Below are 21491 nucleotides of genomic sequence, written 5' to 3'. Positions count from 1 at the left end.
GAAAGCGAGTCACTTTGACAATATTGTATATCCGTCACCCGGCCAAGGCGTCCACCGACAGTGCGCCTGCCTGCTCCTTCGTGCTGGCCGGCGACAGCGGCTCCTTGCTGCAGCAAGGCAGCGCGCCGCTGGGCAGCCTGGGCCAGCTGATCGCCGGCGCGAAGCAGGTGGTGCTGCTGCTGGCGGCGGCCGACGTGACCCTGCTGCGCCTGAAAACCCCGCCGCTGGCCGGCGCGCGTCTGCGCGCGGCCTTGCCGGGCCTGGTGGAAGAACACATCCTCGGCGACGCCCAGGATTGCCTGCTGGCCGCCGGCGCGCCCGATGCGGATGGCATGCGCACGGTGGCCGTGGCGCAGCGCGCCTGGGCCGAGGTACTCGTGCAAGCCTTGCTGGCGCAGGGCGCGCGCAAGGTGGCGCTGCTGCCGTCGCAGCTGTGCCTGCCCTTGCAGCCGGGCAGCGTGACGGCCGCCCTGCAGGCCAGCGGCGACGGTCTGGAACTGGCCTTGCGCCAGGCGCCGCAGGAGGGGCTGGGCCTGGTCTTGCCGGCCCAGCCGCAGCAGGCGCTGCTGACGACGCGCGCATTTGCCGGCGACGTGCCCCTGACGGTCTACGTGGCGCAGGCCGAGCTGGCGCATTATCAAGAACTGGCTGCCGGCATGCATGGCGTGACGGTGGAACCCGACCACTGGGCGCACTGGATCGCCGGCGCCAGGAGCGCGGGACTGGACCTAGCCCCTGCCTTGGGCACGGCGACGGGAGCGGCCACCGAGTGGCGCCGCTGGCGCTGGCCCATCCGTCTGGCGCTGCTGGCCGTGGTTGTCAACCTGGCGGGCATGAATATCGAATGGATGCGTCTGAAGCGCGAGGCGGCCACCGTGCGCACCTCGATGCAGCAAACCTTCAAGGCCGCGTATCCGAACGAAGCGCCCGTGTACGGGCTGGAAGCGGAACAGATGCGGCGCAATATCGCTGCCGCCCGCCTGCAAAGCGGGCAGGCGAGCATGGATGATTTCACCAGCATGAGCGCGGCGCTGGGCGAGGCGCTGGGCGGCCTGGCCGGGCGCGGCGTGGTGGCCTCGCTGGAATACCGCGAGCGCGCCCTGATCGTCAAGCTGAAGCCGGACATGGTCGACGCCAGCGCCCAGGCGCAGGTGCGCGACGGCCTGGCCGCGCGCAAGCTGGCCTTGAATGAAACGGCGCCGGGCGTGTGGAAGATCACGCCGGCCACGGGAGCAAAAGCATGAGTGCAGCATTGAACAAGGCGCGCGCCGCGTGGATGGGGCGGCAGCAGGCCGTGCAGGCCTTCTGGGCGGAGCGTACGCAGCAGGAGCGCAAGCTCTTGAGCATAGGCGGCGTGGTGGCGGGGCTGGCCCTCGTCTATGCCGTGTTTTTCGAGCCGGCCTGGACGGGCCGCATCGCCTTGCAAAAGAGCTTGCCCGAGCTGCGTCAGAATGCGGCCCAGCTGCAGGCGCTGGCGCGTGAAGCGGGCGAACTGGCGCGCCAGGCGCCCGTGCAGGTGGCAAGCATGAGCCGCGAAAGCCTCGACGCGTCGCTGAAAGCGCGCGGCCTGGCGCCGCAATCGCTGTCGCTGACGGGAGAGTACGCGCGCGTGCAGCTCAACGGCGTGCCGTTTGCCAGCGTCATGCTGTGGCTGGACGGCTTGCGCCGCGAAGGCCGCGTGGCGGTGCAGGAAGCGAAGATCACGGCGCAGGGCAAGGCGGGGCTGGTCGACGCCAGCCTGACCCTGCACCAGAGCCCGGGCGCGGCACGATGATGCGCCTGCTTGGCTGGCTGCTGGCCATCATCGTCAGCGTCTGCGTCACCCTGCTGGTATTTTTCCCGGCCGGCTGGGTGGCGGGCATCGTGGAAAAGCAGACGGGCGGACGTTTGACCTTGGGCGACGCGCAAGGTACCCTGTGGCGCGGCTCGGCCTTTATCGGCGGCGCGGCCAGCGCGAACGGCGCCGTGACGCCCCTGCTGCCGGGGCGTTTCAGCTGGCGCATTTCGCCCTCGGTGCTGTGGGGATCGGCGGACGTGGAATTGCAGAACCCGCAGGCGTTGTCGCAGCCGGTGAACCTGCGCGGCTCGTGGTCGCACTGGCAAGTCAGCCCGGCGGCCCTGCTGCTGCCGGCCGATGGCCTGGGCGGCCTCGGTGCACCGTTAAATACCGTGGCGCCGACGGGCAGCATGCGCCTGTCGTGGAGCACCTTGCAGCTGGCCCTGGAGCAGCGGCAGTTTTCCGCCGTCGGCCGCACCACCCTGCAGATGACGGACATGGCGTCGCGCCTGTCGTCCTTGCGTCCGCTGGGCAGCTACGAGCTCGATTTCGATTGGCAGGGGCAGCAGGCGACATTGACACTGCGCTCCATCAAGGGACCGCTGCTGCTCGACGGCAGCGGCAGCCTGCAACAGGGGCGCATGCAGTTTTCCGGCCAGGCCCAGGCCGCAGCAGGATATGAAGAGACCTTGGCGAGTTTGTTGAATTTGCTGGGACAGCGCCGTAGCAATAGCGAAAAAAACATCATCGCCTTAGAGTTCAGACAATGAAAAAACCATCCGTGAGCCCAATTACTTCCTCCTTCTCGCTGCGCCGCCTGTCGGCCGCCGCCTTGCTGTGCTGTTCCGTGGCCGGCATGCCGGCGCCCGTCTGGGCCGCGCCCGGCGATGAGGCGGCGCTCAATTTCGTCGGCGCCGACATCGAATCGGTGATCAAGGCGGTGGGCCACTACACCAACATCAATTTCGTCATTGACCCGCGCGTCAAGGGCACGATCACCCTGGTGTCGGAAAAATCGATCAGCAAGACGCAGGCGTTCGGGCTGCTGGCCTCGGCCTTGCGCCTGCAGGGCTACGCGGTGGTCTCCGGCGACGGCTATGCGAAGGTGGTGCCGGAAGCGGACGCCAAGCTGCAATCGGTGCCGACCCAGGTGGGCAACGGCGCCAGCCAGGTGAAGGGCGACCAGATCGCCACCCAGGTGTTTTACCTGAACTACGAGTCGTCGGCCAACCTGCTGGCCGTGCTGCGGCCCCTGATTTCGCCGAACAACACGATCAACGCCAACCCGGGCAACAACTCGCTGGTGATCACCGATTACGCGGATAACCTCAAGCGCCTGGCGAAGATCATCGCCGCGCTCGACGTGCCCGCCTCGACGGACCTGGACGTGATCCCCGTGCGCTATGCCATCGCGTCCGACCTGGCCTCGATGGTGAATAAACTGATGGAAGGCGGGAATGCGGGCGCCGGCGCGGCCGGCGATACAGGCAAGGTGTCCGTGCTGGCCGACCCGCGCACCAATTCGCTGGTGCTGCGCGCGCCGTCGGCGGCGCGCGCCAACCTGGCCAAGTCGCTGATCTCGAAGCTGGACCAGCCCACCACGCAGCTGGGCAATGTGCACGTGGTGTACCTGAAAAATGCGGACGCTACCAAGCTGGCGCAGACCCTGCGCTCGGTGGTGACGTCGGACGGCACGGCCGCCACGGCGCAGCAGGGCGTCGGCAACCAGAATACGAACAACCAGATCAGCCAGAACAACAGCGGCATGAACAGCACTGGCCTGGGCGGCAATACGCAAAGCGGCACCACGGGCGGCGCTTCGCTGAGTAACGGGCCGCAGCAGCTGTCGTCGGGCGGGGCGGCCGGTTTCATCCAGGCCGACGCTTCCACCAACACCCTGATCCTGACCTGCAACGAAGCCGTCTACCGCAACCTGCGCGCGGTGATCGATCAGCTCGACGTGCGCCGCGCCCAGGTCTACATCGAGGCGCTGATCGTCGAAGTGACGTCGGCCAAGGCGTCCGAATTCGGCGTGCAGTGGCTGGGGCTGTCCGGCGACAGCACCAGCAATTACCGCGTGGGCGCGCTGCAGTCGTTCGCGTCTGGTACCACCAACAACATCGGCGCCATCGCCACGGGTGGCGGCAAGGTCTTGCCGACGGGCGGCCTGACGGTCGGCATCTTCAAGCAGATCAACGGCGCGCTGGGCCTGGGCGCCGTGGCGCATGCGCTGGAATCGGACGGCAACGCGAACATCCTGTCGACGCCGAACCTGATCACCCTGGACAACGAGCTGGCGACCATCAAGGTGGGCCAGAACGTGCCTATCCTGACGGGCCAGTACACCAGCACGGCCGGCACCAACACCAACCCGTTCCAGACCATCGACCGCAAGGAAGTGGGCCTGACCCTGAAGGTGCGTCCGCAGATTTCCGAGGGTGGCACCATCAAGCTGGGCATCTATCACGAGACGTCGAGCGTGGACAAATCCACGTCGACGGCCGTCAGCGGCATCACCATCAACAACCGCGTGATCGAAAACAATGTGCTGGCCGACGATGGCCAGATCATCGTGCTCGGCGGCCTGATCGAGGACAGCACGGGCGATAACGCGGAAAAAGTGCGCGGCCTGGGCGACATCCCCCTGATCGGCAACCTGTTCAAGTACCAGACGCGCGAGCGCAAAAAAACCAATCTGATGATCTTCCTGCGCCCCGTCATCGTGCGCAACAAGGAGCAGAGCGGCAGCCTGGCGGCCGACCGCTACGACTACATGCGTTCGGCCGAGACGGCCGCCGTGCCGGCTTCGGGCAATCTGATGCTGAAAGACCTCGGTACGCCCGTGCTGCCGGCCCTGCAGGATGGCCAGCCCGTGGGCGGCAACATGGTGACGCGCCCCGTGCCGCCGGCGCCGACGCCGCCGCCAGGCGCGCCGGCCAATGCCGCCACGCCGCCGCAGCCGCTGCTGCAGCAGTATCAACAGCAGCAACAGCCACAGAAGTGAGCGGATCACCATGAGTAATCTGCTTCCCTACGCCTACGCGCGCGATTTCGGCCTGCTGGCCCGGCCCGGCGCCGCCGACGGCGCCCCCGTCGAGGTGCTGGTGGCCGCATCGACGGCGCCGGCGGCGATTGCCGAAGTGTCGCGCCGTTTCGGCCAGATCCAGTTGACGGTGCTGCCGCGCGGCGAGCTCGATGCGGCGATTGCCGGCGCCTACGCGGGCGGCGGCGGCGATGCGTCGCAGATGGCCGATGAATTCGACGCCGACCTCGATCTCACCAAGCTGCTGCAGGACGTGCCGGCCATCGAGGACTTGCTCGAATCGTCCGACGACGCGCCCGTCATCCGCATGATCAACGCGCTGCTCACGCAGGCGCTGCGCGAAGGCGCGTCCGACATCCATATCGAGCCGTTCGAGCAGACCTCCGTCGTGCGCTTCCGCATCGACGGCAGCCTGCGCGACGTGGTGCGCCCCCGTAAAGCCATCCACGGTTCGCTGATCTCGCGCATCAAGATCATGGCGCAACTCGACATCGCGGAAAAACGCCTGCCGCAGGACGGCCGCATCACCTTGCGCGTGGGCGGCAAGCCCGTCGACGTGCGCGTCTCGACCCTGCCCACGGGCCATGGCGAACGGGCCGTATTGCGCTTGCTGGACAAGGAAGCGGGCCGCCTCGACCTGCAGCACCTGGGCATGAGCGCGCCCATGCTGGGGCAGTTCGATGGCCTGATCACGCAGCCGCACGGCATCGTGCTGGTTACCGGCCCGACCGGCTCGGGCAAGACGACGACCTTGTATGCGGCGCTGTCGATGCTCAACGCCACGACGACGAACATCCTGACGGTGGAAGACCCGATCGAGTACGACCTGGCCGGCGTGGGCCAGACGCAAGTCAATCCGCGCATCGACATGACCTTTGCCAAGGCGCTGCGGGCGATTTTGCGGCAAGACCCGGACGTGATCATGATCGGCGAGATCCGCGACCTGGAAACGGCGCAGATCGCCGTGCAGGCATCCTTGACGGGCCACCTGGTGCTGGCGACCCTGCACACGAACGACGCTTCGGCGGCCGTCACGCGTTTGCTCGACATGGGCATCGAACCGTTCCTGCTGTCGTCGTCGCTCTTGGGCGTGCTGGCGCAGCGGCTGGTGCGCAAGTTGTGCGGCTCGTGCAAGACCTTCGATGGCCAGTACTGGCAGGCGGTCGGCTGCGAGCATTGCGGCCAGACGGGCTACCAGGGCCGCGTGGGCGTATATGAACTGCTGCGCACGACGGAGCAGATCCGCGCGCAGATCCACAACCGCGCGTCGGAAGCGGAAGTGCGCGCCGTCGCCCTGCAGGACGGCATGACGAGCATGCGCGAGGACGGCGAACGCTGGCTGCGCGACGGCACCACCACGCAGGCCGAGTTGCTGCGCGTGACCAAAGACTAGGCCCGCCACCATGCCCGCATTCCGCTATGAAGCCGTCGACGCCCAGGGCGCCACCCGCAAGGGCGTGCTCAATGCCGACAGTCCCCGTTCCGCGCGCGCCGAGCTGCGCGTGCAAGGCCTGGTGCCGCTGGCCGTCGAACCGATCGCCGCGCAGGTCGATGCCGCCGGCGTGACCAAGCGGCGCGGCTTCGGCGAGCGCCTGTCGAGCACCGAGCTGGCCCTGTTTACGCGCCAGCTGGCCAGTTTGCTGGAAGCGGGCCTGCCGCTGGAGCAGGCGTTTTCCGCGCTGCTGGAACAGGCCGAGCGGCCGTATCTGCGCGACCTGATCGCCTCGATCCGCTCCGAAGTGATCGGCGGCGCCGCGTTTTCCGACGTGCTGGCGCGCCATCCGCGCGATTTCGCGGAGATTTACCGGGCGCTGGTGGCGTCGGGCGAGCAGATCGGCCATTTGTCGCGCGTGCTCTCGCGCCTGGCCGACTATATCGAGCGGCGCAATGCGCTGGTGCAGAAGGTCAAGCTGGCGTTTACCTATCCCGCCATCGTCACGGTGGTGGCGTTTTCCATCGTCATTTTTCTGCTCACCTACGTGGTGCCGCAGATCGTCTCCGTGTTCGCCAATACCAAGCAAAAGCTGCCCATGCTCACCGTGATCATGCTGGCGCTGTCGGACTTCGTGCGCCACTACGGCATCGTCGTGGCGATCGCCCTTGCCGGCGCCTGGTTCGCCTGGCGCCGCGCGCTGCAGCAGCCGGCCCTGAAGCGGCGCTGGCATACCTGGCTGCTGACGGCGCCCCTGTACGGGAAATTCGAGCGCAGCCTGAACACGGCGCGTTTTGCCAGCACCCTGGCCATCACCACGGGGTCCGGCGTGCCGATCCTGCGCGCGCTCGACACCAGCCGCGACACGCTCACCAATGTGGCGATGCAGGAACTGGTACAGGAAGCCAGCGGCGCCGTGCGCGAAGGCGTGAGCCTGGCGCGCGCGCTGTCGGCGCAAAAGCATTTTCCGCCCATGCTGATCCACATGATACGCGCGGGTGAAATCACGGGCGAGCTGCCGGCCATGCTGGAACGCGCCGCCAGCGCGCAGGAGCAGGACCTGGAGCGCCGCACGCTCACCATCGCGGGCCTGCTGGAGCCGGCCCTGATCCTGGCCATGGGCGTGGTGGTGCTGCTGATCGTGCTGGCCGTGCTGATGCCGATTATCGAAATCAATCAGCTCGTCAGATAAGAAAACCAAGGAAGCCATGAAGCGTTTGCCTCAATTTACAAGTTTGCTCGCCGTCGTGGCGCTGTCCGTGTCGCTGGCCTACTGGGCCATGCAGCTGTTCAAGGCGCCGCAGCGCCCTATCAATCCGCCCGCTGTGCCGGTGGTGCAGGATGCCAGCGTGGAGGCGGGCGCCGCGCTGTTCGGCGGCCAGGTCAGCGTGGCCACGGCCAGCAACTACCAGCTCAAGGGCGTGGTCGCCGCCGGCAATGGCCGCGGCAGCGTGGCCATCATCTCGACCGATGGCAAGCCTTCCGTGGCCTTGCCCGAGGGCGCCGAGGTGGTGCCCGGCGTGACGGTGCTGGAAGTGCATGCGCGTCATGTGCTGCTGCGCGATGGCGGCGTGAGCAAGCGCATCGACCTGGTGGCCGACGACAAGGCGCTGGCCTTGCCGGGGCCCGTGTCCGCCACCCCGGCGCCGGCATCAGCCCCCGCGCCGGCAACGAACCTGGTGCCGCCGCCGCTGCCGATGGAGCAGCAGCAGCGTCCGGCGACCGTGATGCCGGCGCCGCCGCAGGTGAGCGGCAGCGTGCCGCCGCCGTCGAATTAACGCTGTTCTTATCGTATTTTGCCGATGGCGCCGTGCCGCCATCGCCACAGGAGTCTTCATGTTCTCGATCCGTGCCGTCCTGGCGGGCTGCGTGGCGGCGCTGTGCGCCTTGCCGCAAGCCGCCGCCGCCGCTGACGTTCCCGCTGCCACCGCGACCTCCGTTCCTCCCCTGGCCGTTCCTGCGCCCGTGCCGGCGCGCCCGCGCATCGCCCTGGTGCTGTCGGGCGGCGGCGCGCGCGGTCTCGCGCATATCGGCGTATTGAAAGTGCTGCAGGAACTGCACGTGCCGATCGACATGGTGGTCGGCACCAGCATGGGCGGCGTGGTGGGCGGTGCGTACGCGGCCGGCGCTTCCGTGGGAGACCTGGAAAAGATGGCGCGCGATACCAACTGGGCGCGCGTGGTGGCCGACCGGCCGCCGCGCGACGAACTGGCGTTCCGCCGCCGCGAGGAAGATTTATTGCTGCCGTCGCGCATCGAGTTCGGCACCAGCCGCAACGGCATTTCCACGCCGCCGGCGGCGGCCAGCAATGCGGCGCTGGAAATGGCCTTGAACCGGCTGCTGCCGGCCGGCATGCGCGACCGTCCCGCCAGCCAGCTGCCGCTGCCTTTCCGCTCGGTGGCCTCTGACCTGGTCAATGGCGAGCTGGTGGAGCTGGTCGACACGCCCCTGTTCCTGTCGATGCGCGCCTCGCTGGCCGTGCCGGGCGTGTTTGCTCCCGTGCGCGTGAACAACCGCCTGGTGGTCGATGGTGGCCTGGTGCGCAACTTGCCCGTCGACATGGCGCGCGCCATGGGCGCCGACATCATCATCGCCGTCAACGTGGGCACGCCGCTGGCACCGGAAAAAGAGCTGGGCAGCGCCATCGGCGTGGCGCAGCAGATGCTGCAGATCCTCACGGAGCAGAACGTGCAGCGCTCGCTCAAGGAGCTGCGGCCGCAGGACATCCTGGTGGCGCCGGATCTGACGGGCGTCAGCTTCCTCGACTTCGAAAACTATGCGCGCGCCATGCGCGCCGGCGAACAGGCGGCGCAGGCACTGGCTGCCCGCCTGGCGCCGCTGGCCCTGCCGCCGGAACAGTATGCGGCGCGCGAGCAGCTGCGCCTGGCCGCGCCGGCCCTGCTGGACGTGGCCCTGCCGCTCACGCGCCTGGCCGTGGAAAGCGTAGGCGATATCAATCCGCGCATCCTGCAGGCGCAATCGGGCCTGGTGGAAGGGCAGTCGGTCAGCCAGGAAGATGTGCTCAAGGCGGCGGCCAAGCTGTATGGCCGCGGCGACGTGGCGCGCGTCGAGACGGAAGTGGTCGATGCGGGCGACCAGCGCGCCGTCACCATCAAGGCGGTCGAAGCGCCGTGGGCCAGCAGCCGCCTGCGTGTGGGCCTGGAAATGGCCAGCGATTTCAGGGACAGCAATACCTTTGCCCTGAAGCTGCTGCACGTGCGCTCGAATCTGAACAGCTGGGGCGGCGAATTGCGCAGCATGGTGCAGATCGGCACCGCGCGCAATTTCGGGGTGCAGTACTGGCAGCCGCTCGGCGCCGGCAACCCGTGGTATATCGCGCCATCGCTGCAGTACACTTCCCAGGCGGTCGACCTGTTCGACAAGGGACGGCGCAATGCGCGCGTCGCCTACAGCGGCCAGGCCGCCAGCCTGGTGCTGGGGCGCCAGTTCGGTTTCTGGGGCGATCTGCAGTTCGGCATCACGCGCAGCGAAGTCAAGGCGGACGTCAGCATCCCCGCCGACCCGACCTACCCCAAGGAGCGGGCGCTGGGCACCAACCAGTTTGTCCAGTTCCGCGTCGATACGCTCGATTCGCCCGGTTTCCCCACGCGCGGCGTGCTGTTCGACGCCACCTGGACGCGCTCCGCGACCACCGGTACGGGCGAGTCGGGCCTGGGGCGCTCCGCCATCACGGGCCTGAAGGCCTTTGGCAGCGGTAACTGGGCCGGTCATGTGTATGGCGAATGGGCGCGCGCGCAGCGGGGCGAGGCACCGCTCAGTCTGGGCGGCTTCCTGCGCCTGTCCGGCACGCAGTTCGAGTCGGTGACGGGGCGCAGCGTGGCCCTGGCGCGCTTCGTGATGGCGCGCCGCATCGGTTCCCTGCCCAGCACCCTGGGCGGCGCCGTGCGGGCCGGCTTTTCGCTGGAAATGGGCGGCGGCTTCGATCAGAGCGAGCGCTGGAAAGCCAGCAAGTTCACGCAGGCGAGCAGCGCCTTCATTTCCGTCGATACGCGCTTCGGTCCCGTGTACGTGGCCTCGGGCGCATCGAAGGGCGGCGAGAGCACGCTCTATCTGTTCCTGGGCCCCGTCTGGTAAGGCGCCGCGGGGGCGGCGGACGCCGTGCTGCGGCGCAGGGCCGTGAAGGCGGCAAACTCCCATGAGCGAAACCCCAGCAGCAGGGTAAAGCCGTCGCGCTCCTGCGGCGCCAGGCGGCGGTCGTTCTGGTGCAGGCGCGCCAGTTCCTCGGCCAGCTGGCGGATCTTCTGCACCAGTTCCTGCGCGCTCGACAGCGACAGGCGCGCCGGGATGCACATCAGGGTTTCGCCGGCGCCGTCGAAATGTCCGCTGAAATAATCGGCCACCACGTGTTCGCGGAAGTACTGCTGCACGGGGCCGTCGGCCAGCCAGTGGAAGGCGTTCGAGACGCGCAGGCTGTAGCGGTTCAGCGGCTTGAGTTCGATCAAGCCCAGCCGGTCCAGTTCGGCCAGGCAGCCGATGCATTCGGCCTGCGTCAGCGCATACGTTTCCACCACCTGTTCCAGGCTCCAGTGGCCAAGGCAGCAGATCGCCACCAGCAGCAGGCGCGGATGTGCCACCAGCGACTTTTCCTGTACCAGGGTGAGCGTGTCGGCATGCGGCGTGATGTCGGCCGCGCCGCGCAGCACGTCTTCCATGGCGATGCCGGAAGCCTTGCAGATCAGGGCCAGGCGCGACAGCGACATGTCGTGCTGGCCAAACATGCGCTTGACGCTCGACTCGCTCATGCCGATGCGTTCGGCCAAAACCTTGTACGTGATGCCGGCGGCGCGCAGTTGGGTGCGCAGCACGCGCAAAACCAGTTCAGGTGAACTCACGAGATATCCTTTATGTAAGTTTGGTAGCGGATGGCGGTACCGAATGTATCCCTTAATGGCACTTTGCACAAGATGATAGTACTTCTGGGCAAAAGAGATGACACTCCCGCTTGTGGCTCGCGCAGCGCGCTACAACCAGGCAATCCATCCACTTGTAGAGGTTATCCATGTTCCCATCTTTCCGTTTCCCCGCAGCGCTGCTGGCGCTGGCCGCCATCGCCCCCTTGCATGCCGCCGCCGCCGAACCGGCGCCAGGTCCCATCTATGCGGGCGCCAGCTATGGCTTTCGCGCCAGCACGGGCCTCGATTGCATCGCCGGACAAGGCGACTGCGACAAAAGCAGCAAGCGCAATGGCAAGGCCTATGTGGGTTACAGTTTCGACGCGCTGCCGTTTCAGGGCGGCGTGGCCCTGCCTTCGGTTGAGCTGGTGGGGTACATGGGCGGCGAGGTCAAGTCCGGCTTCGACACGGGCGCCGGCAAGCGTGCTGGCCGCGGCAAGTTCACAGGCCTCGGCATACAGGGCGTGCTCGGCTACCAGTTCGACGCCTTTACCCTGAGCGGGCGCGCCGGTGCGGCGTACACGCAGGGCAAGGTCGATTATCTGGGCGGCGGTTCGGACAAGAAGGACAAGATCGGCCTGACCTACGGCATCGGCGCGGCATATGCGCTGAACCAGAACTGGTCGCTGCACCTGGACTGGGACCGCGTGCCGGTCAAGTACAGCAGCAAGCAAACGACCAAGGTCGACATGTTTTCGCTGGGCGCGTCCTACCGTTTCTAAGGGGATGGTGCTGCGGCAGAGAGTGGCCTGATGGCGGACGCCCCGGAACGGGGTGTCCGCGGGCGGCCTGAAATGCCCATGGCGGCGTTGCACGGCCTCGCCGTATTGCTCATACTGTCTTCGTCCATGCGCCTTGCCATGGACATTTCCCGATCAGTCTTTGACGTCTACCTTCAGCAGCAATTTCGCCAGCAGGCGTTTTTCCTGCTGGCGCTGGCCGGAAACGGTCTTTACGTGCGCCCCGGCCGTGCGCTGCAGGGCGGCCGTGGCGACGGGGTTGCGCGGTTTTTGCGAGGGCTCGACGCGGAACTGCATTTTCTGCCGCGTCGCCAAGGCCTTGTTTGCCATCGGTTTCCCCCTTCCTTCTTACAGCACGTAGCGCGACAGGTCCTCGTTGACCGACAGCGCTTCCAGGCGTTCGTTGACGTACGCGGCATCGATCACCAGCAGGTTTTCCGTCGTGCTGCTGCCTTCGCTGGCCGTAAACGACACTTCTTCCAGCAGTTTTTCCATCACCGTGTGCAGCCGGCGCGCGCCGATGTTTTCCGTGCGCTCATTGACCGAATAGGCGATTTCCGCCAGGCGCGTGATGCCTTCCGGCGCGAATTGCAGTTTCAGGTTTTCCGTCGCCAGCAAGGCTTCGTACTGCATCGTCAGGCAAGCGTCGGTGCTCGTCAGAATACGCTCGAAGTCCGCAATCGACAGCGATTCCAGTTCCACGCGGATGGGAAAACGCCCCTGCAGTTCCGGGATCAGGTCCGACGGTTTCGACAGGTGGAAGGCGCCCGAGGCGATGAACAGGATGTGGTCCGTGCGGATCATGCCATATTTCGTGTTGACGGTCGTGCCCTCGACCAGCGGCAGCAGGTCGCGCTGCACGCCGGCGCGCGAGACGTCGGCGCCGCCGGATTCCGAGCGCGAGGCGATCTTGTCGATTTCGTCGAGGAAGACGATGCCGTTCTGTTCGACGTTCTGGATGGCCTTCTGTTTCAGCTCATCTTCGTTGAGCAGCTTGGCCGCTTCTTCTTCGACCAGCAGTTTCAAGGCTTCCTTGATCTTGACCTTGCGCGCCTTCTTGCGCTGCCCGCCCACGCCCGAGAACATGGACTTGATCTGTTCCGTCATTTCCTCCATGCCCGGCGGCGCCATGATTTCCATCTGCGGACCCGCCTCGGCCAGCTCGATCTCGATTTCCTTGTCATCGAGCTCGCCCTGGCGCAGGCGCTTGCGGAAGGTCTGGCGCGTGCTGTCGCCGCTGCCGCTGTCGACGGCCGCTGCCGTATTCGGTGTGAAGCCGAAGTCGCGCGCCGGCGGCACGAGGATGTCGATGACGCGGTCTTCGGCCGCATCTTCGGCGCGTGCGCGCACTTTCTTCATTTCCAGCGCGCGCGTCTGCTTGATGCCGATGTCGATCAGGTCGCGGATGATGGTGTCGACGTCGCGCCCCACATAACCGACTTCGGTAAATTTGGTCGCTTCGATCTTGATGAACGGTGCCTCGGCCAGCTTGGCCAGGCGGCGCGCGATTTCCGTCTTGCCGACGCCCGTGGGGCCGATCATGAGGATGTTCTTGGGCGTGATTTCATGGCGCAGGGGCTCGGCCACCTGCTGGCGGCGCCAGCGGTTGCGCAGGGCGATGGCGACGGCGCGCTTGGCCTTGGCCTGGCCCACCACGTGTTTGTCGAGTTCGGTGACGATTTCCGACGGGGTCATGTTCATGATCATAGTTAGCTTTCTGTCTTCTTTGCGTAGAGTTCCCGAAAAACGTTCAGGGCAAGGCGCGTGGCCGCAGGCAGTACGTTTTTGTACGCCCAGGCCATGCAACGCAGCCATGGGCGTTTTCTCGGGGACTCTTAGTCGAGGGTTTCGATGATGTGGGACATATTCGTATAAATACAGAGTTCCGCGGCGATGGTCAGCGATTTCTTGACCACGTCGGCCGGCGACAAGTCCGTGTTTTCCTGCAGCGCCTTGGCGGCGGACTGGGCGTAGGTGCCGCCCGAGCCGATGGCGCCGATGCCGTCTTCCGGTTCCAGCACGTCGCCATTGCCCGTGATGACCAGGGTCGACTCGCTGTCGGCCACCAGCAGCATCGCTTCCAGGCGGCGCAGCACGCGGTCGGTGCGCCAGTCCTTGGCCAGTTCGACGGAGGCGCGCAGCAAATTGCCCTGGTGTTTTTCCAGCTTGCCTTCAAATCGGTCGAGCAGGGTAAAGGCGTCGGCCGTGCCGCCGGCAAAGCCGACCAGGACCTTGCCCTGATACAACTTACGCACTTTGCGGGCCGTGCCCTTCATGACGATGTTGCCGAGCGTTACCTGGCCGTCGCCGCCCAGGGCGACTTGCTTGCCGCGCCGGACGCAGAGGATGGTGGTGCCGTGAAATTGTTCCATAGTGACCTCAAAAGATTCGTGCCGATGCGTGCAAGGCCATGCGATTGCGCGCCCATGGTTCAAACGTGGGGATGGAAAAGGCAATTGCAAGCGGCATGTGCCACTGCCGTGCTTGCTTCAGTGTAGTCGGCGCGGGACGAAAAAAAAGCACGCAACCAGGGTTGTGTGCTTTTTTATTCGCCATCGCGGGGCCGCCGGGGCGGCCGCGCAAGGGGAGGGGCGATCAGTCGCCGTACAGCTTTTGCTTCAGTTCGCGCCGTTGCTGGGCTTCCAGCGACAGGGTGGCGGTCGGACGGGCGATCAGGCGCGGGATGCCGATAGGCTCGCCCGTTTCTTCGCACCAGCCATAGTCGCCGGCGTCGATGCTGGCGATCGATTGCTGTACTTTCTTCAGCAATTTGCGTTCGCGGTCGCGCGTGCGCAGTTCCAGCGCATGCTCTTCCTCGATGGTGGCGCGGTCGGCAGGGTCCGGTACGAGCACGGTTTCACGCAAGTGTTCCGTGGTTTCGCCGGCGTTTTTCAGCAGGTCTTTCTCGAGCTGCTGCAGGCGCGCCTTGAAGAATGCCAGTTGTGCCGGATTCATGTAGTCATCTTCGCTCATGGCGCGAATTTGGTCTTCGCTGATGAGAGGGATGTCTTGGTTGGCGGCCGGGGTCGATTTATTAGTTTTGGTCATAACTTCGCTTACCTTCGATACGACAGAGTTTTCAAATTGATCAGTTGATGCGGCGATACCGAGCAACTGTACAGGTTCCGCTTGGCATTGCTGTCCCGCTGTACTGCGTGCGACCTTGGCTTGCCGGCGAAAGCCAGGACTACCGGCCGGCCATGGTGCCATGTTGATAACTTTTTACCGCTCTATGCCTGTCGCGCTATGCGCGCGTCAACGGGCGTGTTGGGTGGATCGGTTGCATGCCTGGCATGCGGCCAGCGGCAGTTTGCCAGCATTTCATGACAGGCGAACGACATGGGCCGTTTTCGTCGCTGATTTTGGCACGCTTTGCCTTATATTGCCATCCCGATTTGTTGACTAGCCGATCAGAGACGGCTACTTGTTGGTTTATGCCAGCAAGATGGGTATCGGACAGCGGGAAAGCGTGCTTAACTTTCCCTTTTATTTCTGCTTTGCAAAGGATACTTTGCAAAACCCGGCTAGTTTATACCAAACATTGTTCGAGTCCGCGAATAAAAATGTCTTTTGGTAGATTTTTGCCAATAAACACCATTTTGCTGCCGCGCACTTCGTTTTCGCCCCATTTGGCGCCCAGGTCGCTGCCCATCAGCTGGTGCACGCCCTGGAAGACGACCTTGCGTTCGGCGCCCTGCATCAGCAGCACGCCTTTGTAGCGCAGCATGCGCGGGCCATACACCTGCACCAGGCCGCCGAGGAACTCGTCGAGCTTGGCGCTGTCGAACGGTTGCGTGCTCTTGAAAACAAAGGCAGCGATATCGTCGCTGTGCTGCGCATGGTGGTGGTCGGCATGGCCGCAATCGGTGGCGCAGGCGTCGCTGTGCTCATGCGCGTGCTCATGGCCGTGTTCGTGCTCGTGCGCATGGCCGTGTTCGTGCTCGTGCGCATGGTCGTGATCGTGGACGTGCGCCGTCTCTGTCTCCAGGAAATCCGGGTCCAGTTCCAGCTTTTCATTCAGGTTGAAACCGCGGATGTCGAGCACCTCGGCCAGCGGCGCGCGGCCGAAATCGACCTTGGCGATGGGCGCGCGGGGATTGATGCGCTTCAGGCGGCGCGTCAGGACGGCCACGTCGTCTTCACTGACGAGGTCGGTTTTCGACAGCAGCAGCTTGTCGGCGAAGCCCACTTGCCGTTGTGCTTCCTCGTATTCATCGAGTTGCTTCATGGCATGACGGGCATCGACCACCGTGATGATGGCGTCGAGCATGTAGTGGCTGCCCACTTCCTCGTCGACAAAGAAGGTTTGCGCCACGGGGCCGGGATTGGCCAGGCCCGTCGTTTCGATGACGACGCGGTCGAACGCCAGCAGGCCGGCGTCGCGCTTGCGCGCCAGTTCCGACAAGCCCACGATCAGGTCGCCGCGCACGGTGCAGCAGATGCAGCCGTTGTTCATCTCGATGATGTGTTCGTTGCTATCCTGCACCAGGATTTCATTGTCGATGTTTTCCTGGCCAAACTCGTTTTCGATCACGGCGATGCGCATGCCATGGTCTTCCTGCAGTATGCGGTTGAGCAAGGTGGTTTTGCCTGCGCCCAGGAAACCGGTGAGGATGGTGGTTGGAATCAGTGCCATGAGATGCCTATGCTGTAATCGGTGGTGCCGCCGCGCAAGCGGAAGAATGCGGACGATTATGCCGGAATTTTGCAAAAGCTTGCAAATGCGCGCCCATCCGCTTGATATGGATCAGGCCGGCCCATTGGCGCGGCTGCCTACTTGAGCTTGGCGCGCGGGTGCGCCTGGTCGTACACGTGGGCAAGGTGCTGGAAATCGAGGGCCGTGTAGACCTGGGTCGAGGTGATGCTGGAATGGCCCAGCATTTCCTGCACGGCGCGCAAGTCGCCCGACGATTGCAGCACGTGCGAGGCGAACGAGTGGCGCAGCACGTGCGGGTGCACATTCGCGGGAATGTCGGTCGCCAGCGCGTGCGCCTTCAGGCGCAGCTGCAGCACGCGGGGCGAGATGCGCGTGCCGCGCGTGCTTAAAAACAAGGCAGCGCTGCCATCGGCCGCTGGCGGGCGCACGGCCAGCCAGGCCGTCAGGGCCACGAGCGCCGCCTTGCCGACAGGCACCTTGCGCATCTTGTTGCCCTTGCCCGTGACGATGACCTCGAAGCTGGCCATGTCGAGCCAGCCCAGCGAAGCGGGCTGGCCGCCGTCGGCCTTGCAGTAATGGGTGTCCAGGCTGGTCAGTTCGGAGACGCGCAAGCCGCTCGAATACAGCAGCTCGAACATGGCGCGGTTGCACAGTTGCTCCGGCTCGGCGCCACCCTGCTGGTGTTGCGCGGGCGCCACGAGGCGCACGGCGTCGTCCACCGACAGGGCTTTCGGCAAGGTCTTGGCCCGCTTGGGGGCGCGGATGCCGTCGACGGGATTGGCGTCGAGCGCCGTTTCACCGCTGAGCCAGTTGAAAAAACCGCGCCACGACGACAGCTTGCGGGCGATCGAACGCGGGTCCAGGCCGCCGGCATGCAGCTTGCCCGTGTAGCGGCGTACTTCGTTGTGCGCCAGCGCCGTCCACGGCGTATTGCCGCTCAGTTCCAGCAAGGCGCGCAAGTCGCGCCCGTAGGCGTCCAGGGTATGCGGCGACAGCTTGCGCTGCGTGGCCAGCTGCGCCAGGTAGGCGTCGAGCCACTCGGCCTTGCCGCGCGCCGCATGCATGGCTGATTCAGGCCGGCGCGCCGGCGCGCAGCGCGGCCAGGGCGGCACTGGCCGTGGCGCCGATATGCACGAGGAAATCGGTGCCCATGCTCGAGGTAAAGCGTTCGCTGTCGGGCGAGCCCAACACCAGCAAGCCGAAGGTGCCCGTGGTGTTCGGCGCGCGCAGGGCGATCATGACGGTCGATTCGATCTTGTCCGCCTGCAGCCAGTGCACGGCTTCGAAATCGCGATTGCTGCCGCAGTACGGCGTTTGCAGGCTGTTGGCGAACATGCGCACGTCGGCCGTCACATCTTCGGTGAACCAGCCGTCGGCGTGTTCCGGCAGCACTTGCCACAGGCGCAGGCTGACGTAGGGCACGTCGAAATTGCTTTGCAAGGCATCGACCAGCACGCGCGGCATGTCCGCATCGTTGCGCACTTGCAGCATGGCCTGGTTCCAGCCGTGGAACTTGCTGGCGATATCGCCATTTTCCTCGGCCACGCGGCTCAGCTTGGACATGCGCAACTCGAGCGCCTTGTACTTGTCGCGCATCACTTCCATCTGCCGCTCCTGCAGCGAGATGGTGCGTCCCGTCAGCGGGCTGCTCAGTTTGACCTCGCCGAGCAGCGCGGTATGCTCTTCGAAGAACGTCGGATGCTCGCTCAGGTACTGGGCGACGGTGCTGGAATCGAGTGTGGCGGTCATTGAGAATATCTGTCAGTGAAAGTTGAACGCTTCATTCTAACCGAGAGTGCGGCGGCATAGGCGCAAAGGGCGCGGTGCCCGTGCATTTTCCGCGCGCCCATGAAAAAAGCGGCATGGTTGCCCATGCCGCCTTGTTTTCCTTGCTCAGCAATCACCCGCGGAGGGTGACGTGCGGGGCATTAGAAGTTGTGATGTACGCCTACGCCGATGTAGTTGACCGAGGTGGTGTTGTTGTAGTTGGTGACGCTGGCCGATTTCTTGTTCGAAATATCTGCGTACAGGTAAGTACGCTTCGACAGATTGTAGTCGTAGCCCAGCGATGCTTGCTTGGTCTTGGCGACGCCATCCGGCGTTTTTTGACCGTAGCCAGCGCGGATCTTGCCTGGGCCGACGTCATAGTTGGCGCCCAGCACCCACGATTTGGTGTCGGTGTTGATGATTTTGAAATTGCCGTCATCCTGGTGCTGGTACGTTGCCATCAGTTTCAATTCTGGAAGCGGATTGAACGATGCGCCGACCGACCACAGCTTGGCTTGCACGCCATTGCGCTCGTAGGCTGCCATGGCGGCAAATTGCGCGTAGTTGTAGGTCAGCGAGACCGAGTACGGGCTCGACGCTGGTGCCACGTTGGCTGGCAGCGCGTAGTTGCCGGTGGCATTCGTCGTCAGGTTAGGCACGGTGGCGGCGACGGCGGCGTTGTTGTTCGCTTCCTTGGCGGCCACGGTGGCGTTGAACTGGAAGCCGCTGATGACTGGCGAGTTGTAGAACACGGCATTCGAGAAACGGTTACGCGAGTTGCCTGGCGCGCTCAGCGGATCGCTGGTGTAGCCGGCCACGGTCAGGTCGGTCTGGAAACCGGCTGGCGTAGGCATGCCCGACCATGGTTCGAAACCGGTGCTCGTTTCCTGGAACGCGGTCAGGCCACGGCCCAGGCGCACGGTACCGAAGTCGCCTTGCAGGCCGACGCGGCTTTGGCCCTGGAACAGCGGACGCGAATTGGCGCCCGACGTGTTTTCTACGGTGCCGGTGTCGGATTCATAGCGAATTTCCAGTTGGAAAATAGCTTTCAAGCCATTGCCCAGATCTTCCGTGCCCTTGAAACCCAGTTTGTTGTTGTCGCGCTTGGTGACGGCGGTGGTCGAACCAGTCGCTTTGCCCAGGCCTGCATCGATCGTGCCGTAGATTTGGACGGACGACTGCGCTTGTGCGGTTGCGGCAAAGGCGCCGAAGAGTGCGAGGGCAACGAGTGATTTTTTCATGTCTTATTCCCTATTAAAAGTGAGTTCCGTCCGAGATCCGAGCAGATTGAAATGCGCTAACTGTCGCGTTTCGATGAATGAACCTTAATTCGTCGGCGCGCAAGACGTGCGGGATTGGTCAAATGTGCGTGAAAAGATTGGTGAAAAGCGGCATAAATGCATGCCCCTGTTGTATTTTTGTAACGCGCAGTTTTTGCCAGCCCTGCGCCGATGGCACGCGTTCTCCCATCGCTACCGTAGCGGCGCATTGCGATATTGGCATGTTCTGACCAGGACATTGTTGCGTTGAATCAAGTTCTTGAGGGCGCTTTGGCGGATTTGTGACACAAGGACGTTACACTAAGGGCGGGCTTGCATGGATGGGCCTGGAGACGGCTTACTAATTAGACTCATTGACTCAATATCGAGAATCGATGGCAAATCGCGAAACATTAGGATTGATCAAGGGCGCACGGGCTGGCGATGTCGCTTGCCAGCTGGCGTTGGGACGCTTGTATCTGTTTGGACAGGGTGTGCCGCAGAGTCTGCCGACTGCCTTGCACTGGCTGGCGCGGGCGGCCCAGGAGGATAGTCAGGAAGCGTGCATGCTGATCGGCACGCACGTGCCGTTCGAAGTGGCGCAACCGGCAGCCAAGGCGCTGATCCCGTATTACGCGCAGGCGTTCGATGCGGGCCTGGTGCAGGCGGGCCTGGTGCTGGCGCAACTGGTGCTGGGCAATGCCGCCAGCAGCAGTGAAGCCTTGCGGGCCAAGGCGCGCGTGGCGCTGGACGCCGCCGTGCGCGCCGGCTTGCCCGATGCGCAATGGTTGTTGTCCCTGCAAGAACGATCCTCCGCAGCGCCCGGACCGGACACCGGCCTCGCCGGCGAGCACGCCCCCGATGGCGACGCGCCGCTGCACGCCTGGCTGGAGCAGGCATGGAGCCAGGGCAACCATGCCGGCTTCCTGTCGCAAGGCTTGCCGCTGGCGCGCGAGCTGCTGCAGCGCCAGGCGGTGGCCGGTGCGCGCACGATCGCCCTCGACGCGCAGCAGGTGCTGTTGCTGTCGCGTTGCGCGCAGGCATTGGCGCCTGGCGGCGACGCCGAGGGCTGGCAGTGCTGCGAGCTGGCCGCGCATGGCGGCGACCGCACGGCGCAGCTGGAGCTGGGACTCGGTTATGCGCGCATGGATGCGCATGGCCAGCGGCTGGCAACGCGCACTGGCGCGGCCAATTTCAAGCGCGCTGTGCGCTGGCTGACGCAGGCGGGCGAGCAGGGGCTGGCCGTAGCCTGGTTCGTGCTGTCGCGCATCTATACCAAACCGGAATTTTCCCAGCGTAATGTGATCGAAGCGCATTTCTGCCTGGAGCGTGCCGCCGACCTGGGGCATGGCCCGGCCCAGCTCGAATGCGGCATGCATGCCTGGCGTAATCGCCGCGACGGCGTCAACAACGATGTGCGTGCCGCGTATTGGCTGCTGCAGGCGCAGGCGCAAGGCAGCAGTGAAGCGGAGGCGGCGCTGGCGCGCATCGCGCCGCGTGGCGAGCCCGGCGACTGGGGCCAGTGCGCCGCCCTGCATGCCGATGAGCGGCTGCGCCAGCTGGGCCAGAGCCATCCCCTGCTGACGGCGCGCCTGGAACTGGCGCGCTGCTTTCACCTGTCGCGTGCAGAGGCGCTGCTGCTCGACATCCATGCGGCCGACCAGGGACATTGTCTGTTGATCGATATCAGCGCCACGCACGGCCGCGGCAAGCGGCGCCTGGTGCTGGTCCGCACGGCGCAGGAGCGCCAGCTGCTCGATCAGGTGGTGCGCCTGTTCGAGCGCGTCGATTGCGGCGTGACGGGGCCGGAAGGCAATTACCGGCAACGGCTGTACCGCCTGAAGTGCTACCTGGCCGAGCTCGGTGTCGCGCAGGAACAGCAGTGCCTGGCGGCCTGACTCAT

General features: G+C 65.1%; 19 protein-coding genes. 10 read left to right on the top strand and 9 right to left on the bottom strand.

Annotated features, from left to right (window positions below; genetic code table 11):
* Nucleotides 1–14: 14 nt before the first annotated feature.
* The 8 genes from gspL to ACQ4WQ_RS14240 are packed head-to-tail and all read left to right on the top strand — an operon-like array spanning nucleotide 15 to nucleotide 10347.
* Entirely contained in the window at nucleotides 15–1244 is a 1230-nt protein-coding gene (gspL, locus tag ACQ4WQ_RS14275; protein WP_436497906.1) for a type II secretion system protein GspL, read from the top strand.
* A complete protein-coding gene (locus ACQ4WQ_RS14270; RefSeq protein ID WP_436497904.1) occupies nucleotides 1241–1774 on the top strand; it encodes a type II secretion system protein M in 534 nt (177 codons plus the stop codon). Before gspL ends, ACQ4WQ_RS14270 begins: the two co-directional genes overlap by 4 nt.
* Nucleotides 1771–2547, top strand: a complete 777-nt coding sequence (locus tag ACQ4WQ_RS14265; protein WP_326457727.1) for a type II secretion system protein N — start codon at nucleotides 1771–1773, stop codon at nucleotides 2545–2547. Before ACQ4WQ_RS14270 ends, ACQ4WQ_RS14265 begins: the two co-directional genes overlap by 4 nt.
* Nucleotides 2544–4781: a type II secretion system secretin GspD gene (gene gspD, locus ACQ4WQ_RS14260; protein ID WP_326457726.1), complete on the top strand. Its 2238-nt coding sequence runs from the start codon at nucleotides 2544–2546 to the stop codon at nucleotides 4779–4781. Before ACQ4WQ_RS14265 ends, gspD begins: the two co-directional genes overlap by 4 nt.
* 10 nt (nucleotides 4782–4791) lie before the next feature.
* Nucleotides 4792–6213, top strand: coding sequence for a type II secretion system ATPase GspE (gene gspE, locus ACQ4WQ_RS14255; RefSeq protein ID WP_326457725.1), 1422 nt, complete (start codon nucleotides 4792–4794; stop codon nucleotides 6211–6213).
* Nucleotides 6214–6223: 10 nt separating this feature from the next.
* Nucleotides 6224–7444 (top strand): type II secretion system inner membrane protein GspF, encoded by a 1221-nt coding sequence (gspF, locus tag ACQ4WQ_RS14250; RefSeq protein WP_326457724.1) that lies wholly within the window; start codon nucleotides 6224–6226, stop codon nucleotides 7442–7444.
* A 16-nt stretch (nucleotides 7445–7460) separates the two neighbouring features.
* Complete coding sequence (locus tag ACQ4WQ_RS14245) at nucleotides 7461–8030, top strand: type II secretion system protein N (RefSeq protein ID WP_436497901.1); 570 nt, start codon at nucleotides 7461–7463, stop codon at nucleotides 8028–8030.
* Nucleotides 8031–8088: 58 nt separating this feature from the next.
* Nucleotides 8089–10347, top strand: coding sequence for a patatin-like phospholipase family protein (locus tag ACQ4WQ_RS14240; RefSeq protein ID WP_436497899.1), 2259 nt, complete (start codon nucleotides 8089–8091; stop codon nucleotides 10345–10347).
* Here the strand turns inward: ACQ4WQ_RS14240 and ACQ4WQ_RS14235 are convergent.
* Nucleotides 10320–11105: a helix-turn-helix domain-containing protein gene (locus ACQ4WQ_RS14235; protein ID WP_170933040.1), complete on the bottom strand. Its 786-nt coding sequence runs from the start codon at nucleotides 11103–11105 to the stop codon at nucleotides 10320–10322. The two genes, ACQ4WQ_RS14240 and ACQ4WQ_RS14235, sit on opposite strands and share 28 nt — an antisense overlap.
* Nucleotides 11106–11272: 167 nt before the next feature.
* Between ACQ4WQ_RS14235 and ACQ4WQ_RS14230 the strand changes: the two genes are divergently transcribed.
* The gene (locus ACQ4WQ_RS14230; RefSeq protein WP_326457721.1) at nucleotides 11273–11887 is read left to right on the top strand and encodes an outer membrane protein; all 615 of its coding nucleotides are present in this window, start codon (nucleotides 11273–11275) and stop codon (nucleotides 11885–11887) included.
* A gap of 153 nt (nucleotides 11888–12040) precedes the next feature.
* Here ACQ4WQ_RS14230 and ACQ4WQ_RS14225 read toward each other — a convergent pair whose 3' ends face one another.
* The 8 genes from ACQ4WQ_RS14225 to ACQ4WQ_RS14190 all read right to left on the bottom strand — a co-directional run bounded on the left by ACQ4WQ_RS14225 (nucleotide 12041) and on the right by ACQ4WQ_RS14190 (nucleotide 19570).
* Nucleotides 12041–12235, bottom strand: a complete 195-nt coding sequence (locus tag ACQ4WQ_RS14225; RefSeq protein ID WP_099395432.1) for a hypothetical protein — start codon at nucleotides 12233–12235, stop codon at nucleotides 12041–12043.
* A gap of 18 nt (nucleotides 12236–12253) precedes the next feature.
* Nucleotides 12254–13606, bottom strand: a complete 1353-nt coding sequence (hslU, locus tag ACQ4WQ_RS14220) for an ATP-dependent protease ATPase subunit HslU (protein ID WP_326457720.1) — start codon at nucleotides 13604–13606, stop codon at nucleotides 12254–12256.
* A gap of 134 nt (nucleotides 13607–13740) precedes the next feature.
* Entirely contained in the window at nucleotides 13741–14277 is a 537-nt protein-coding gene (gene hslV / locus ACQ4WQ_RS14215) for an ATP-dependent protease subunit HslV (RefSeq protein ID WP_034753065.1), read from the bottom strand.
* Nucleotides 14278–14500: 223 nt separating this feature from the next.
* The gene (gene dksA / locus ACQ4WQ_RS14210) at nucleotides 14501–14953 is read right to left on the bottom strand and encodes an RNA polymerase-binding protein DksA (protein ID WP_034753066.1); all 453 of its coding nucleotides are present in this window, start codon (nucleotides 14951–14953) and stop codon (nucleotides 14501–14503) included.
* Between the two features lie 481 nt (nucleotides 14954–15434).
* The gene (locus ACQ4WQ_RS14205) at nucleotides 15435–16541 is read right to left on the bottom strand and encodes a CobW family GTP-binding protein (protein WP_436497895.1); all 1107 of its coding nucleotides are present in this window, start codon (nucleotides 16539–16541) and stop codon (nucleotides 15435–15437) included.
* A 137-nt stretch (nucleotides 16542–16678) separates the two neighbouring features.
* Nucleotides 16679–17626 carry a tyrosine recombinase XerC gene (locus ACQ4WQ_RS14200; protein ID WP_436497893.1) on the bottom strand — a complete coding sequence of 316 codons (948 nt, stop codon included), beginning with the start codon at nucleotides 17624–17626 and terminating at the stop codon, nucleotides 16679–16681.
* A gap of 7 nt (nucleotides 17627–17633) precedes the next feature.
* On the bottom strand, nucleotides 17634–18311 hold the full coding sequence (locus ACQ4WQ_RS14195) for a DUF484 family protein (protein WP_326457717.1): 678 nt from the start codon (nucleotides 18309–18311) through the stop codon (nucleotides 17634–17636).
* Between the two features lie 179 nt (nucleotides 18312–18490).
* Complete coding sequence (locus tag ACQ4WQ_RS14190; RefSeq protein ID WP_326457716.1) at nucleotides 18491–19570, bottom strand: porin; 1080 nt, start codon at nucleotides 19568–19570, stop codon at nucleotides 18491–18493.
* 413 nt (nucleotides 19571–19983) lie between these two features.
* Between ACQ4WQ_RS14190 and ACQ4WQ_RS14185 the strand changes: the two genes are divergently transcribed.
* Nucleotides 19984–21486 (top strand): tetratricopeptide repeat protein, encoded by a 1503-nt coding sequence (locus tag ACQ4WQ_RS14185; protein WP_436497890.1) that lies wholly within the window; start codon nucleotides 19984–19986, stop codon nucleotides 21484–21486.
* Nucleotides 21487–21491 lie beyond the last annotated feature (5 nt).

This window comes from Janthinobacterium goodfellowi (assembly GCF_051380695.1).
GTDB lineage: Bacteria > Pseudomonadota > Gammaproteobacteria > Burkholderiales > Burkholderiaceae_D > Janthinobacterium.
This window is presented reverse-complemented; position numbering and strand designations above follow the sequence as displayed.

What these genes read in the sequence shown, in the direction of transcription:
- ACQ4WQ_RS14245 (WP_436497901.1), top strand. Translation starts at nt 7,461, where the DNA reads ATGAAGCGTTTGCCTCAATTTACAAGTTTGCTCGCCGTCGTGGCGCTG.
- ACQ4WQ_RS14230 (WP_326457721.1), top strand. Translation starts at nt 11,273, where the DNA reads ATGTTCCCATCTTTCCGTTTCCCCGCAGCGCTGCTGGCGCTGGCCGCC.
- ACQ4WQ_RS14240 (WP_436497899.1), top strand. Translation starts at nt 8,089, where the DNA reads ATGTTCTCGATCCGTGCCGTCCTGGCGGGCTGCGTGGCGGCGCTGTGC.
- ACQ4WQ_RS14205 (WP_436497895.1), bottom strand. Translation starts at nt 16,541, where the DNA reads ATGGCACTGATTCCAACCACCATCCTCACCGGTTTCCTGGGCGCAGGC.
- ACQ4WQ_RS14195 (WP_326457717.1), bottom strand. Translation starts at nt 18,311, where the DNA reads ATGACCGCCACACTCGATTCCAGCACCGTCGCCCAGTACCTGAGCGAG.
- ACQ4WQ_RS14270 (WP_436497904.1), top strand. Translation starts at nt 1,241, where the DNA reads ATGAGTGCAGCATTGAACAAGGCGCGCGCCGCGTGGATGGGGCGGCAG.
- ACQ4WQ_RS14190 (WP_326457716.1), bottom strand. Translation starts at nt 19,570, where the DNA reads ATGAAAAAATCACTCGTTGCCCTCGCACTCTTCGGCGCCTTTGCCGCA.
- hslU (WP_326457720.1), bottom strand. Translation starts at nt 13,606, where the DNA reads ATGAACATGACCCCGTCGGAAATCGTCACCGAACTCGACAAACACGTG.
- ACQ4WQ_RS14225 (WP_099395432.1), bottom strand. Translation starts at nt 12,235, where the DNA reads ATGGCAAACAAGGCCTTGGCGACGCGGCAGAAAATGCAGTTCCGCGTC.
- dksA (WP_034753066.1), bottom strand. Translation starts at nt 14,953, where the DNA reads ATGACCAAAACTAATAAATCGACCCCGGCCGCCAACCAAGACATCCCT.
- gspF (WP_326457724.1), top strand. Translation starts at nt 6,224, where the DNA reads ATGCCCGCATTCCGCTATGAAGCCGTCGACGCCCAGGGCGCCACCCGC.
- ACQ4WQ_RS14200 (WP_436497893.1), bottom strand. Translation starts at nt 17,626, where the DNA reads ATGCATGCGGCGCGCGGCAAGGCCGAGTGGCTCGACGCCTACCTGGCG.
- gspD (WP_326457726.1), top strand. Translation starts at nt 2,544, where the DNA reads ATGAAAAAACCATCCGTGAGCCCAATTACTTCCTCCTTCTCGCTGCGC.
- ACQ4WQ_RS14185 (WP_436497890.1), top strand. Translation starts at nt 19,984, where the DNA reads ATGGCAAATCGCGAAACATTAGGATTGATCAAGGGCGCACGGGCTGGC.
- hslV (WP_034753065.1), bottom strand. Translation starts at nt 14,277, where the DNA reads ATGGAACAATTTCACGGCACCACCATCCTCTGCGTCCGGCGCGGCAAG.
- ACQ4WQ_RS14265 (WP_326457727.1), top strand. Translation starts at nt 1,771, where the DNA reads ATGATGCGCCTGCTTGGCTGGCTGCTGGCCATCATCGTCAGCGTCTGC.
- gspE (WP_326457725.1), top strand. Translation starts at nt 4,792, where the DNA reads ATGAGTAATCTGCTTCCCTACGCCTACGCGCGCGATTTCGGCCTGCTG.